Raw genomic sequence first — 14,113 nt, forward strand, 5'->3', positions numbered from 1 at the left:
CCTGAAGGACGAGGAAATCATTCGGGCGATCGCGTCGAGCCCTGCTGCTAGGCGCAGTGCCCTTGCTTGTCAAGTGGTCCGCCGTGCGATATCTCATGGAGAAGACAAAGCTTCTGCGCAGTGTCGTGGTTCTTGCGACGCACGCAGCATTCCAGAGGGGCAATAAATGCCTGACCCAGAAGTGCAGAAACCACGCGAAGCCACGGACGCGGGCGGGGTAGCGGACCTGGAAGCCGGTCATCTTAGCCGCACCCAGATCGTTCTATTTGCGATTTCCAGCGGCTCCCCGGCTGTTGGGCTTTCCCTCGTTCCCATGTTGATGTTTTCTTACAGCGGACTGCAGAGCTGGCCTTCACAGCTTCTCGGAATGGCTGCGACGGTTTGCATCGGGCTAACAGTCAGCTTCTTTGCGCGGCGTTACGTGGCCACGGGTTCGATCTATTCCTACATGGGCGCGGCGTTCAGCGGGCGCTGGGCTCGCATCATCGTTGGCGCGGCACTGCTGTTGGGGTTTATTCTTCAGGTTGCGATCATCGTCGGCGTCGTTGGTCTATTCGTTGGGAGCTTTCTCACTGAGATCGGATTTGGCAAGGCGACGGGCGCATTCTTACAAGCGGTAATCTACTTGATCGCGTTGGGCGCGGCGGCGCTCATCGCTATCCGCGGTTTGGATGCGTCGGTCCGTACTGTGGTTATTGCCGCGGCTGTTTCACTTCCCCTGCCACTTCTCATCACCGTTATTAGCGGCGTACATACGGGTCTCGCCCTCCCGCTTCAGTTCAACCTGAATGAACTCTCGATCAGCGCGACGTTTCGCGGATTCGCTGCCGGCGTCGCTTTTCTCGTGGGGTTCGAGAGCCTCGCAGCATTAGCCGCTGAGACACGAGATCCGAAGCGGAATGTTCCCATCGCCGTCATGTCAATGCCGGTAGTTCTCGGTAGTTTGTACCTTCTTGCCACCATAGTGCAGCTTCCCGGGCTCGCCGCCGCTTCAACGCAGATAGAAGCTGGACTCTCGCCGCCTGCTGCCCTCGCTCTGCAGGCTGGACTACCTCCAGAGGTCGGACCGGCCGCAGACCTTCTCCTGGCCGTTTCGATGTTTGCCGGCTTGGTCGGGTTTATGAACTTCGGATCCCGTTTTGTCGCCACTCTTGCTGCGGACAAGCTACTCCTATCCCGGCTAGCGGTTATTCACCACCGCTACCGTAGCCCGGCGGTCGCAATCATTATTCTGGCGGCGATCGGCTTCGTGCTGATGGAGTTGACTGTGCTGGTGGCTGGAGATGTCACAACTGGTTACACGGCTATTGCCACTGCGCTGGTCTACTCGTGGCTTCCTGCCTACCTTCTGCTCTCGATCGGCGCAATCGTACGGATGCTCCGGGATAGGGATCTTCGGTGGACCTATACTGCCTCGGCCACCCTCGGGGCGCTTGTCATCGTGTGGCTTTACGTGAATGACATCATCAATCCGCCACCTGGGCCGTCAGCAGGTGTACGCTGGGTGACGTATGGAACAATAGCTGGGCTTCTTCTGGTATTTGGGTTCGTCGAATACAAGAGGCGCCGGGCGCTCCGCAGGGTGGGGTCCGTTAAGGACGCGCTTTGAAGCGAGACCTCCGCCCTGGCGGATGATTGGCATACGTCCCAGTCAGCTGACGGCCAATACGCGGCCTCGCGCGCCTACATCGCGCTTCGAACGTGGGTCGCGAACTCAGATCACCAGGAGTTGCGTATGAGCACCACGAGTCCGGCAGTCACCACCGTCCTGGAATGACATGGTCGCGGAGCTCCGCTCGGAAGGGATGTCGCAGGCCGAGGTTGAACAGCTACTCGTCGGCAATCCACCGAAAAGCGCGCACATTGACGCGGCACCCGGCCCTACCACTAGAAGGATCCATGCGCCCTGCTCCGTTCCAGTATCAGGAAGCCGGCACCGTCGATGAGGCGTGTGCCGCGCTTGCGGCACGCCCCGGACAGGTTGCCATCCTGGCCGGCGGCCAAAGCCTCGTGCCCGAGCTCAACTCGCGCCGGAGAACCCCGGCAATGGTGCTTGGGATCGGACGAATCGCCGAGCTGACCACGGTCACGGTCGAAGGGGACCGGCTGCGCATCGGCGCGACTGTCATACAGCGAGCCCTGCAACGCAGCGGAGCGGCTCGGGCGGTACCAGTTCTGCTCGAGGCACTCGATCACGTTGGCCACGTCCCGACCCGAAACCGCGGCACCGTCGGCGGCAGTATCGCCTTTGCGGACCCGACCGCCGAGCTGCCAGTCGTGCTGCTCGCGTTGGGCGGCACGGTGCGCGCTCGGTCGGCGCGTGGCACCCGAACCGTTCCAGCAGTGGACCTGTTCGCCGGCCCCTTCCGTACCGTTCTGCACCCGGATGAGTTGCTGATCGCGGTCGACATCCCGTTGCCGGCGGCTGGTTCCCGCTGGGCCTTCGAGCAGCGTGACTTCCGACGGCATGCCAAGGTCTCCGTTGTTGCCGGCAGCGATCCGGGCGGGGGGCTGGTCGTGGCCGTCAGCGGAGTCGGGGACCGACCGCTCGTCCTGCCTGATTCCGCCAGCGCCTACCAGCGGGGCGGGTGCGCCGCGGTCGCCACGGCCGCGGCCGACCTCGTGACCCCGATCGCGGACCGCTACGGCTCCGTCGACTATCGGCGCCGGCTCACCCGACTCGCGGTCACCGCTGCCGTGGAGCGGGTCTCCGGCGACCCGACGACCACCATCCCGACTCGCGAGGACGCCGCCTGATGGAGACAACCGACCGTGCCCTGTCCGTGCGGGTCAACGGCGAACCGGTCATCGGGATCGTCGAGCCCCGCACCAACCTCGTTGACTTCCTGCGCGAGAAGGCCGGTCTGACCGGCACGCACACCGCCTGTCACCAAGGTTGGTGCGGTTCCTGCACCGTGTTGCTCGACGGCGACTCGGTCCGGTCGTGCCTGGTCCTGGCCGTCCAGGCGGACCGCTGCGAGGTCACCACCGTCGAGGGCGTGGGGGGCCCTGACGGCACGCTGAGCACGCTGCAGGAGGCGCTGATCGAGCACTCCGGCTTCCAGTGCGGCTTCTGCACCCCCGGGTTCGTCGTGCTCGGCACCGAGATCCTGGCCGAGGCGCGCGCCGGCGCCACCTTCACCCGCGGCGAGCTGCAGCGCCGGCTCGCCGCGAACATCTGCCGCTGCACCGGCTACGCGGGCATCCTCGCCGCTGTCGAGGCGGCCCTGAAGGCCGTCACCGCTGCAACGCACACCACGCGAGAGGTGACCCCATGACAGTCACCGAGCAGCCATCCGTCACCACCCGCTACGTCGGCACGGAGGTCCGCTCCCGCAACGGTGCCCGATTCGTCCGTGGCGCCGGCCGCTACGTCGACGACATCCACCTGCCCCGCGAGGCGACCCTGGTCGTCCTGCGCAGCCCGCACGCGCACGCCCGGATCGTCTCGATCGACACCACCGCGGCGAAGGCCCTGGACGGCGTGTACGCGGTCGCCACCGGCGCCGAGCTGTTCGACGAGATCGGCCCGCAGCAGTACCTGTGGGACCTACCTGGGCAGAAGACCGGGCACGGTCGTCCCGTGACCGTGCATAAGGTCCGGCACGTGGGCGAGCCGGTCGCCGTGGTCGTCGCGCGGGACCAGTACGTCGCCGAGGACGCCCGGGACCTGGTCGAGGTCGTCTACGAGCCACTGCCCCCGGTGTCCACGGTGGATGATGCATTGGCCCCCGGTGGGCCGCTGCTGCACGAGGAGTGGGGCGACAACATTCAGGTCACCGCGGCCTGGCCGGTGTCGATCCCCGGACTGGCCGAACCGCCGGACGCCGGTGCCGCGCTCGAGACCGCGCACACCGTGGTCCGCGAGACATTCACCAGCGCCCGGATCCTCGCGAACTCGATGGAGACCCGCGGGGTGGTCTGCGACTACGACCCGTCCGGGCCGAGCCTGACCGTGTACACCTCCACCCAGTCCCCGCACCAGATCCGGGAGGGCGTCGCAGCGATGCTGGGACTCTCCGAGCATCGGATCCGGGTAGTCGCCCCGGACGTCGGCGGCGCGTTCGGGATGAAGGCTGTGCTCTACCCGGAGGAGGTATTGGTTCCGTACTTCGCGCTGAAGCTGCGCCGCCCGGTGCGGTTCGCCGAGCAGCGTGACGAGGCCTTCGTCGCCTCGACCCCGTCACGGGACCAGCGGATGGACCTCGAGGTCGGGTTCGACGCCGACGGACGAATCGTCGGCCTGCGTGCGCGTTACCTGATCGATCTGGGTAGCGCTCCGTCGACCTGCGGGGCGGGAACCGGGTGGGCCACCGGCGCGCTGCTGGGCGGGCCGTACACGGTGCCCGCGGTGGACATTGTGGCAACTGCAGTGGTCACCAACAAGACCCCGCTGGGCGCCTACCGCGGGTTCGGGCAGCCCGAGGCAAACTTTCCCATGGAGCGGCTGCTCGACATCGCCGCACCCCGGCTCGGCCTGGACCCGGTCGAGCTGCGGCGGCGCAACCTCGTTCCGCCCGACGCCTTCCCCTACACCACGGCAACTGGTCAGCTGCTCGACTCTGGCGACTACCCCGGGATGCTCGCGGCGGCGCTGGAGCGCCCGGCCTACCGGCAGATGTTGCGCGAGCGGGACGAGGCCCGCGCAGCCGGCCGGCACGTCGGGATCGGTGTCGCCTTCTTCAACGAGTGCACCAACTTCGGCCCCTCCGGAGTGTTCCCGCTGATCGGCATCACCACCGGGGGCTGGGACGCCACCTCCGTCAACGTCGAACCGGACGGGACGATCCGCGTGGTCAGCAGCCAGACCCCGATGGGCCAGGGTATCGAGACGGCCTTCGCCCAGCTCGCTGCCGACCAGTTCGGCGTGCCGATGGACGACGTCGTGGTCCGCTTCGGCGACACCGACTCCAGCCACTACACCGCCTACGCCAGCGGGGCCAGCCGGGCCGCCGGGATCGGCGGGTCGTCACTGATGGTCGCCTCCGGCAAGGTCCTCGACAAGATGCGCCGGATCGCCGCGCACCTGCTTGAGGCCGATCCGGACGACGTCGAGCACGTCGGCGGGGAGTTCCGGGTCCGCGGCGCGGGCGTCCCCGGCGTGACCCACGCGACGATCGCGGCTGCCGCCTATCAGGGTGGCAACCTGCCCGAGGGGGTGGAACCCGGCTTGGAGGCCCTCGGCGCGTTCGACCCGCAGGCGCTGGCGTTCTCCTACGGCGTCGTCGTCGCCCTGGTCGAGTGCGACGAGGACACCGGGCAGACTCGGGTCCGCCGGATGATCTTTGGACACGACTGCGGAAACCAGCTCAACCCCCGGATCGTGAACGCCCAGATCGTCGGCGGCGCACTGCAGGGTCAGGGGGCCGCCCTCAACGAGGAGCTCACCTACGACGAGCACGGCAGGCCGGAGGCGGTCAATTTCAAGGACTACCTGATGCCGCTGGCCACCGAGATCCCCGAGCTGGACCTGTTCCACACCGTCACTCCCACACCGTTCGCGCTGAACGGGGCAAAGGGGGTCGGCGAGAGCGGCGTGATCGCCGCACCGGCCGCGATTGTGAACGCAGTGCAGGACGCCCTGCCCGCTGGCGCCGCACCGTTGACCACGATCCCGGTGCTGCCCGAGCGGCTGCTGCAGGCGTTCGACGGCCGCGACCGATTCCACGACGACCGGCAGAGCGTGGATCCGGGGCCGCCGAGGCCTCAGATGAAGGAGAGCCCATGTCCGAGCTCGTCCTCGCACTGACCACGCTGCACTCTGCGGATTGGACGAGCGGTACCAGGCACGGTCGCGGGAGGTCGACGGGGCGACCGCGGCTCGGACGCCCGGCGTCGTCGACGGCGAGCTCTACCGGCGCTCGGTGCGCGAGGTACGGGCGAGCTTTCCCGCGGGGTTCCACAGCTACGTCTCCTCAGCCGTGTCGGCGCGGGCGATCCCGATCACCTGATCCGCGGGCCGACCGCGCACGGTACGCACCTGCGGACCTGGAGAAAGGACGGAAACCGTGCCGATCACGGTGGGATACAAGGCGTCGGCCGAGCAGTTCGGCCCCCGCGAGCTCGTGGAGCTGGCTGTGCTGGCCGAGGAGCGCGGGATGGACTCGGTGCTGGTCAGCGATCATTACCAGCCCTGGCGGCACGCCGGCGGACACGCGCCGTTCTCGATGTCCTGGATGGGCGCGGTCGGTGAGCGGACCTCCCGCGTAGTGCTCGGCACTAGCGTACTGACCGCGACCTTCCGCTACCACCCGGCGGTGGTGGCGCAGGCGTTCGGCACCCTCGGCGCGCTCCACCCGGGGCGAGTGCTGCTCGGCGTCGGCACCGGGGAGGCGCTCAACGAGGTTGCCGTCGCCCGCTTGGAGTGGCCGGAGTTCCGCGAGCGGTTCGCCCGGATGCGCGAGGCGATCGAGCTGATCCGCCGGCTGTGGACCGAGGAACGGGTGACCTTCGACGGTGAGTACTACCGGACCGACAACGCCACTGTCTACGACCGCCCCGAGCACCCGGTGCCGATCTACGTCGCAGCCGGCGGACCGGTGGTGGCGAAGTACGTGGGCCGGGCCGCGGACGGGTTCATCTGTACCAGCGGCAAGGGCATGGAGCTCTACACCGGCAGGCTCCAGCCAGCCGTGGACGCCGGGGCCGAGGCCGCCGGCCGCCGTTGCTCCGACATCGAGCGGCTGATCGAGATCAAGGTCTCCTACGACCCCGACCCGGACGCCGCTCGGGACAACACCCGCTTCTGGGCGCCGCTGTCGCTCACCCCGGAGCAGAAGCACGGCATCTCGGACCCGGTCGACATGGAGCGGGTCGCCGACACGCTGCCGATCGAGCAGGTCGCGAACCGCTGGATCGTCTCGTCCGACCCGGACGAGGTCGTCGAGCTCGTCCGGCCCTACGTCAACGCCGGTTTCTCGCACCTCGTGCTGCATGCACCAGGACACGACCAGCAGCGGTTCCTGCAGCTGTTCGACAAGGACCTCGCGCCCCGGCTGCGCGGACTGGCCTGACCTTCCCCACACGTCTATCGAGGTGACGATCATGACCAATCGGATCGGCCTGCTGCTGGGCAGCACCACTCCACCTGAGGACATCGCCCGGCTCGCCCGCGAGGTCGAGGACAACGGATTTGGCGAACTCTGGATCCCGGAAGACTACTTCTTCCTCGGCGGAATCGCCGCGTCGGCGATCGCGCTCGGTGCGACCGAACGGATCCCGGTCGGAATCGCGGTAGTCTCCTCCATGGTGCGCCACCCGGCGCTGCTGGCCATGGAGACCGCGACCTTGGCCCGCGCCTACCCGGGACGGTTCAAGCCCGGCATCGGGCACGGCGTCCCAGCCTGGACCGCGCAGATGGGCCTGACCGTGAAGTCCCCGATGAGCGCGCTGCGGGAGAACCTGGTCGGCGTCGCCGCGCTGCTGGCGGGGGAGAAGATCGACGACGACGGCCGGGTGCACACCTTCAACGAGGTCGCCCTGACCCACCCGCCGGCCGACCGTGTGCCGCTCTACACGGGGGTGCTCGGCGACAAGGGCATCGCGCTCACCGGCGAGCTGGCCGACGGAATCGTGGTCAGCGTCCTGGCCACCCCGGACTATGTCCGCGCTACCCGGGAGAAGCTCGACACGGCCGCCGCGGCGGCCGCTCGCAGCGAGCGCCCCGAGCAGGTCGTGCTGACGGCGATGAATCTGACCCGCGACCCGAGCGCCGCCGCGTCGGTGCGCGAGCAAATCAAGCCGGTGCTCGCCTTCTACATCGCCGCGACCGGGCCGTGCCCGCTCTTCGCCTCGATCGGCGCCAACGAGCCCATCGCCGACATGCTCTCCCGCGGCGGCGCCGAGCTGGTCGCCGCCGAGATGCCCGACGACTGGGTGGACCACTTCTCCGTCACTGGCGGCCCGGACGAGGCGCGGGCCGGGATCCAACGGTTCCTCGACGCGGGCGCGGACAAGGTCGTCGTCGTCCCGGTCGTCGCCGACAACGCCGAGGAGACCCTGGCCGCGGTCTGCGGCCTGATCCACGACTTCACCACCGCCTGATCCCGCCCCGAAAACCCCGAGGAGAACGATCATGACCGACCACGATAAGGACCTGGCCGCAATCCGCGAGCTCCACGACGGCTGGTTCGCTGCCAACGTGGGCCTCGACGCCGACACCTTGCCGCGGTTCTTCCCGTCCGGCAACGCCTACCTGCAGTTCAACCTCAACGGCTTCGTCTACAACGGCCTCGCGGAGAAGGTGAAGCTCTGGCGCAACCTGTCGTCGGTCGGGGTGGACATCGTCCGCATCGAGGACACGAGCACGCCGGTGATCCAGGTGTTCGGCGACGTCGCGCTGCTCACCTCGGAGGGCGAGGCCGAGCTCGTGCTGCCCAGCCCGACCGGCAAGCTGGAGAGCTCCGGGGCCACGAGGTTCCGCAACACCGAGTTCTATCGGCGCGACGACGGTGCCGGAAACCCGGACTGGCGGATCTGGCACATGCACGTCAGCGAGGGCGCGCCCGAGGGGCAGCTCAAGTACGGGACGGAGTGAGGACGCCGTGGCCACGCAGCATCCGGCGACCCGCACCGTCGCCGGCCCGGCAGGGCCGCTGTCCGTGACCGTGACCGGAGAACCGGCGGTCGAGGGCACGGTCGTCCTGGTGCATCCGATCAACTCCGCCGCGCTGGTGTGGGAGTACGTCTCCGCGGCCCTCGACCGCCCGACCGTGGCGCTCGACTTGCGTGGGCACGGCGCCTCCACCACCGACGGCCCCTTCACCGTTGAGGAGGGCTACGTCCCGGACGTGCTCGCCGTCCTTGACGCACTCGGTCTGCAGCGGGTGCACCTGGCCGGCGGCTCACTGGGCGGCTCGATCTCCCTCGCTCTGGCCGCGCTACACCCGGACCGGGTGCTCAGCGTAGCGACGTTCGGCTCCACGCTAGGCGTCGATGCTCCGGCAGACGCGATCATGGCGATGGTGACTGAGCTGGAGGCGAAGGGCACCGCCCGCTACTTCGCCGACCTGGTGCCCGACATCGTCGGTGCCCGCCACCGCGACGAACCGCGGGTGGTCGACGGGATGCGATCGGCGGTCGGACACCGCTCAGGGCCGCTCGTGGGCGCCATCCTGCACGGCGCCTTCACCGCCGACATCCGACATCTGACCGCGCGGGTGCAGGTTCCGGTGCTGGCTGCCACCGGCACCGAGGACCCGACCTGCCCGCCGGCGATGACCGAGGAGATCGCGGCGGCGACTCGCACCGAGCCGGTGTTCCTCGACGGCCTCGGGCACCTCCCCATGCTGGAGGATCCCGTCCGGGTCGCCGAGCTGATCACCGCGCACGTCGCTCTCGCGGAGGCCGGGACGGGCGCGGTGCGATGACGTACTCGATCGTCGCCCGTGACCCGGACACCGGGCAGCTGGGCATCGGAGCCCAGTCGCACTTCTTCGGCGTCGGACGGCTGGTCGGCTGGGCCGAGCCCGGTGTTGGCGCCGTCGCCACCCAAGCGTTCGTCAACGTTGGCTATGGGCCCGATACCCTGGAGCTCCTGCGCACCGGGGCGACGGCACAGACAGCGGTGGACACGGTAACCGCCGCCGACGAGCTGTCCGGCTACCGCCAGCTCGGGGTGGTTGATGCGACCGGGTCGGCCGCGTCCTTTACCGGCGCCGCCTGCGCCCCCGCCGCCGGCGGAATGACCGGGCACGGGGTCGCGGTGCAGGGCAACATGCTCGGCTCGCAGCGGGTGTGGCCAGCAATGCTGGAGGCCTACCAGCAGGCCGAGGGCGATCTCGCCGACCGGATCCTGGCCGCTCTGGTCTCGGGCGAGGAGGCCGGGGGTGACGTGCGCGGCTCCCAGTCGGCGGTGCTGACGGTCGTCTCCGGGAACCGCTCGGACACACCGTGGGCCGAGACCGTGATCGACATCCGGGTGGACGACCATCCCGACCCGGTTGGTGAGCTGGCCCGGCTGCTACCCCGGCAGAGGGCCTTCAACCTGATCGGAGAGGTGATCTTCGCGCCGAACCTGACCATAGGTGAGTTCATCAGGGTGGACCCGGAGCTGCTGCACGACAGGCTCACTGGTCTGGCCCAGGCCGGGAAGCTGCTCGGCGCGGACAACCGGGAGGCCGACTTCTGGCGAGCGCTGCTGCTGGCCCGCAGTGGTGACACGGCGGCGGCCCGGGCGCTGTTCGACGACCTGTTCGCCGCGCGCCCGCAGTTGCGCGGCTTCCTGGCCGGGATCGCGCCGCTGGGCTTCCTCGACGACGTGCAGGAGTATGTGTGACCCGAGCCGACACCGCCCGATCTGACGCGCAGGCCGCCGCCCGAGCCGCGGTGGACACCCGTCGATGCACCGAACTGGCTGTGGCGATGGTGCAGTGTGACACCCGCAACCCGCCGGGAAACGAAAGCTCGGCCGTCGGCGTCCTGACCGACGTACTCTGCGGCCTCGGTGCCCGCACCGAAGTGTTCGAACCCGCCCCGGGCCGCATCTCGGTGCTGGGCACGATCGGCGACGGCTGCCAGCCCGTGCTGCTGATCAACGGCCACGTCGATGTCGTCGCCGTCGAGGAGGCCGACTGGACACTGCCGCCGTTTGGCGGCGTGCTGCGTGACGGGCGCCTCTACGGCCGGGGCGCCTGTGACATGAAAGGCGGCATCGCAGCCGCCTTGGAGGCGGTGCGGGCCTGCCAGGACGCCGGTGTCGACCTGAGGTGCGACCTGGCTTTCCACCTGGTCGCCGATGAGGAGACCGGTGGCCGGTGGGGAACCTCAGCGCTGCTGAAGGCCGGGCGAATCCGGGCCGACGCTGCCATCGTCCCGGAGCCGAGCGAGCTGGCGGTCGGCGTCGCCGAGCGGGGTGCGCTTCTGGCCGAGGTCACCGTCTCCGGCCGCGCAGCGCACGGCAGCGACCCGGCCGCCGGGCACTCCGCGATCGCCGACGCGGCCCGGCTGGTGCAGGCCGTGCACCTGGCTGACTTCGGCACAGCGCCCCACCCGTTGCTGGGCAGCCCGACCTGCAACGTCGGGACGATCTCCGGTGGCACGATGCCGAACATCGTGGCTTCCAGCGCGAAGCTTCGCCTTGACCGGCGGGTGCTGCCCGGCTGCACCGAGCAGCAGGCCGTTGCGGAGCTGGAGGCGGTGCTGGACCGGGCTGGCACCGACATCGACCGCAGGCTGGAGGTACTCGCCTTCATCGAGGGCTCCGAGGTCGACCCCGGGCACCCGTTCGTACGGGCGGTGCGTGACGCCACCGACGATGGTGCCGGGCCCGCCCCGGTCCGTGGCCTCCACCTCGGGACTGACGCGCGTTTCCTGCGTAACCGGCTAGACATCCCGGCGGTGATCTACGGTCCTGGATCCATGACGGTAGCGCACACCGCCGACGAGTACGTGCCGGTGCCGGATCTGACGGTCGCGGCACGGACCTTCGCCGCGGTATACGCGGGGTACGGCAGGTAGCACCGAGCAGAGGCCACGACGCGTGACGTAACAGAACACAGTCGACGACGTCGACGGCCTGCTCATCGACAATCCGCCCTGAATGCTGACGCACTGACCGAACTGTGCGCCGCGAACAACAGATCCGCGCGGACCTGGACTGCGTCACAGGAAATGGGAAGCCGATAGTTGCAGTCCACCAACATTGCGCGCGCCCATTTCGCCGAGGAGAACCGATTGTGGCTCAGTACGTTTTCTTCCTGACCGACCTGCAGGCCGGGGCTATCCCCGCGGAGTACGAGAATTGGGTGCGCGAGGTAAACTACCCGACCGCCCGGTCCCTGCCATCGATCGCCTCCTACCAGGTGATTCGAATCGATGGCGGACTGCCCGAAACGCCTGCGATCACAGGCAGCTACCTGGAGGTCATCGAAGTCTCCGACGTCGACGCCTACCAGCAGGACGTAGCGAACCTACCCGGACGAGAACAGTTCATGCAGCAGATCGGCACCTTCTTTGCGAACACTGTTGCCGGTTACGGCACGGCCGTCGAATAACAGATCGGCTCACGCCGCAACAATATCTCTGCTTAGGATTGGGGAGTCTCGATGTCCAGGGATTCGCGTCACGATATTCTTTTCGAGCCTCTTCCTATCGGGCCGAAGGTTATGCGCAATCGGTTCTACCAGACCCCGCACTGCATCGGGTTTGGCGCGGAACGGCCGGGAAGCGAGGCCTACCTCCGGGCGATGAAGGCCGAGGGCGGCTGGGCTGTCGTCAACACCGAAGCCGCCCTCGTCAGCCCGGAGGACGACTAGGCCGGGTTCACCACCCAGACTCGCATTTCCGATGACCGGCAGATTCCCAACCTTGCGCTGCTCGCCGAGCGCGCTCACGACCACGGCGCACTCGCCGGGGTGCAGCTGTTGGCTATGGGCAAGGACACCACCGGATTCAACACCCGCCAGCCCGGGGGCGGTCCGTCGGCCATTGTCAGCGATTCGATGTGGTGGTCGGCGGCCTACGAAATGGACCTCGACGACATCTATGACCTCCAGGACCGCTACGTCGCGGCGGCGAAGCGGGCCCGGAGCGCGGGGTTCGACATCGTCAACATCGCCGGTGCGGAGGGGGCCGGCGTGCCGCTGCATTTTCTCATGGCCCGCTATAACCACCGCACCGACTCCTACGGAGGATCCTTCGAGAACCGGGCTCGGTTCTGGCTCGAGACGCTCGAGAAGGTGCGCGCGGCAGTCGGGGACGACCTCGCCGTCACCACCCGCCTCTGCGTCGACACCCTGCACAACTCCGACCACGGGATCCGCGTCGCGGAGGAGGGTGTCGGGTTCATCCAACTCGCCGACCATTTGGTCGACTTCTGGGATCTTCAGGTGGGCGGCGACAGCCTCGAGCATTGGGTTCGCGATGCTGGGAGCTCGCGATTCTATCCGGAGAACTTCCAAAGCGAGTGGGTTCGCCAGGCCCGCCCGTACACGGATAAGCCCATCGTGGGGGTCGGCCGGTTCACCAGCCCCGACACGATGGCCGATCTGGTCCGCAGCGGTCAGCTCGACATCATCGGCGCGGCTCGACCGTCGATCGCCGACCCGTTCATTCCGAACAAGATTAACGAAGGTCGCGTCGACGACATCCGTGAATGCATTGGATGCAACGTCTGCATTTCCAGGGTGAACGCTGGCGCGCATATCGTTTGCACGCAGAACGCGACGTTGGGCGAGGAGTACCGCCGTGGCTGGCACCCCGAGCGCTTCTCCACCGCCCGCAACGCCGAGGCCAACGTCCTCGTCGTCGGCGCCGGCCCGGCCGGCATGGAGTGCGCGATCACCCTGGGTAAACGCGGCATGCAGAGCGTCCATCTTGTCGAGGCCGCCGACGAGCTCGGCGGGCATTTCCGTTGGGTGCGGCAGCTCCCCGGACTCGCCGAGTGGGGCCGAGTCGTCGATTGGCGCCAGAGCCAGCTCGCCAAGCTGGCCAACGTCCACGTGGTCAGTGGAAAGCGGCTCGACGCCCCAACCGTCCTCGACTACGGCGCCGACCTCGTCGTGATCGCCACTGGTTCGTCGTGGGCAACCGACGGACTCAACGGTCCGTCGCAGAGCACGATCACCGGTGCCGATGCCGCTCTGCCACACATCCTAACGCCCGAACAGATCATGCTCGAGGGCAAGCCCGTCCCCGGCGACCGAGTCGTGGTCTACGATTGTGAGGCCTATTTCGTCGGCGTCAGCATCGCGGAGAAGCTTGCCCGGGCGGGTAAACAAGTCACCCTCGTCACGCCGATGGCCGGTCCTGCCCTCTACATGGGGTTGACTGGCGAAGCGGTGGAGATGATGCCGCTTCTGGCCGAGCTGAAGATCGCAGTCGTCGCCCGGCATCACGTCACCGAGATCGGAGACGGTCTCGTGCACGGTGTTCCCAAGGGTGGCGGCCCCCCCCGTCAGGTGGGAAACCGACGCGGTCGTACTGACCACCCAACGAGTTCCCGACAACGCGCTGTATCGCGCTCTCAAGGCGGATCAGCATGGGCTAGGAGACTGCTGAAAAGCTCGGGTGTCGGACCGCCAGTCGATCTCGGGCCGCTGGGACGATGCCCGTGTGCAGGGTCGGTCTGATCCGCAGCGTGAGCTGCTCGATGTCGAGTCCGTGGCCGGGCATC

13 protein-coding genes and 1 pseudogene are annotated in these 14,113 nt (G+C 68.1%); all 14 read left to right on the forward strand.

Annotated elements, in window-relative coordinates; translation table 11 throughout:
- Nucleotides 1–166: 166 nt before the first annotated feature.
- The 14 genes and pseudogenes from LWC35_RS10270 (at nucleotide 167) to LWC35_RS10335 (ending at nucleotide 14,069) form a co-directional block, all read left to right on the forward strand.
- Nucleotides 167–1,609, forward strand: coding sequence for an APC family permease (locus LWC35_RS10270; RefSeq protein WP_232869814.1), 1,443 nt, complete (start codon nucleotides 167–169; stop codon nucleotides 1,607–1,609).
- A gap of 290 nt (nucleotides 1,610–1,899) precedes the next feature.
- A complete protein-coding gene (locus LWC35_RS10275; RefSeq protein WP_232869815.1) occupies nucleotides 1,900–2,757 on the forward strand; it encodes an FAD binding domain-containing protein in 858 nt (285 codons plus the stop codon).
- Nucleotides 2,757–3,278 carry a (2Fe-2S)-binding protein gene (locus LWC35_RS10280; RefSeq protein ID WP_232869816.1) on the forward strand — a complete coding sequence of 174 codons (522 nt, stop codon included), beginning with the start codon at nucleotides 2,757–2,759 and terminating at the stop codon, nucleotides 3,276–3,278. The genes LWC35_RS10275 and LWC35_RS10280 overlap by 1 nt, the downstream gene beginning before the upstream one ends.
- The gene (locus LWC35_RS10285) at nucleotides 3,275–5,749 is read left to right on the forward strand and encodes a xanthine dehydrogenase family protein molybdopterin-binding subunit (RefSeq protein WP_232869817.1); all 2,475 of its coding nucleotides are present in this window, start codon (nucleotides 3,275–3,277) and stop codon (nucleotides 5,747–5,749) included. Before LWC35_RS10280 ends, LWC35_RS10285 begins: the two co-directional genes overlap by 4 nt.
- A gap of 19 nt (nucleotides 5,750–5,768) precedes the next feature.
- Nucleotides 5,769–5,951: a hypothetical protein gene (locus LWC35_RS10290; RefSeq protein ID WP_232869818.1), complete on the forward strand. Its 183-nt coding sequence runs from the start codon at nucleotides 5,769–5,771 to the stop codon at nucleotides 5,949–5,951.
- 57 nt (nucleotides 5,952–6,008) lie between these two features.
- Nucleotides 6,009–7,013, forward strand: coding sequence for a glucose-6-phosphate dehydrogenase (coenzyme-F420) (gene fgd, locus LWC35_RS10295; RefSeq protein ID WP_232869819.1), 1,005 nt, complete (start codon nucleotides 6,009–6,011; stop codon nucleotides 7,011–7,013).
- Nucleotides 7,014–7,044: 31 nt separating this feature from the next.
- Nucleotides 7,045–8,043, forward strand: coding sequence for an LLM class flavin-dependent oxidoreductase (locus tag LWC35_RS10300; RefSeq protein WP_232869820.1), 999 nt, complete (start codon nucleotides 7,045–7,047; stop codon nucleotides 8,041–8,043).
- A gap of 31 nt (nucleotides 8,044–8,074) precedes the next feature.
- The gene (locus LWC35_RS10305; RefSeq protein ID WP_232869821.1) at nucleotides 8,075–8,536 is read left to right on the forward strand and encodes a YybH family protein; all 462 of its coding nucleotides are present in this window, start codon (nucleotides 8,075–8,077) and stop codon (nucleotides 8,534–8,536) included.
- Nucleotides 8,537–8,543: 7 nt separating this feature from the next.
- Nucleotides 8,544–9,368 (forward strand): alpha/beta fold hydrolase, encoded by an 825-nt coding sequence (locus LWC35_RS10310; protein WP_232869822.1) that lies wholly within the window; start codon nucleotides 8,544–8,546, stop codon nucleotides 9,366–9,368.
- Complete coding sequence (locus LWC35_RS10315) at nucleotides 9,365–10,276, forward strand: DUF1028 domain-containing protein (protein WP_232869823.1); 912 nt, start codon at nucleotides 9,365–9,367, stop codon at nucleotides 10,274–10,276. Before LWC35_RS10310 ends, LWC35_RS10315 begins: the two co-directional genes overlap by 4 nt.
- Entirely contained in the window at nucleotides 10,273–11,457 is a 1,185-nt protein-coding gene (locus LWC35_RS10320) for a M20 family metallopeptidase (protein WP_232869824.1), read from the forward strand. The genes LWC35_RS10315 and LWC35_RS10320 overlap by 4 nt, the downstream gene beginning before the upstream one ends.
- A gap of 218 nt (nucleotides 11,458–11,675) precedes the next feature.
- The gene (locus tag LWC35_RS10325) at nucleotides 11,676–11,993 is read left to right on the forward strand and encodes a RedY/HapK family protein (RefSeq protein ID WP_232869825.1); all 318 of its coding nucleotides are present in this window, start codon (nucleotides 11,676–11,678) and stop codon (nucleotides 11,991–11,993) included.
- Nucleotides 11,994–12,044: 51 nt separating this feature from the next.
- Nucleotides 12,045–13,070 (forward strand): annotated as a pseudogene (locus tag LWC35_RS10330) (oxidoreductase); the annotation flags it as partial.
- Between the two features lie 54 nt (nucleotides 13,071–13,124).
- Nucleotides 13,125–14,069: an FAD-dependent oxidoreductase gene (locus LWC35_RS10335; RefSeq protein ID WP_308194510.1), complete on the forward strand. Its 945-nt coding sequence runs from the start codon at nucleotides 13,125–13,127 to the stop codon at nucleotides 14,067–14,069.
- Nucleotides 14,070–14,113: the final 44 nt, after the last annotated feature.

Origin of the sequence: Pseudonocardia kujensis (assembly GCF_021283305.1) — a bacterium.
Lineage (GTDB): Bacteria > Actinomycetota > Actinomycetes > Mycobacteriales > Pseudonocardiaceae > Pseudonocardia > Pseudonocardia kujensis.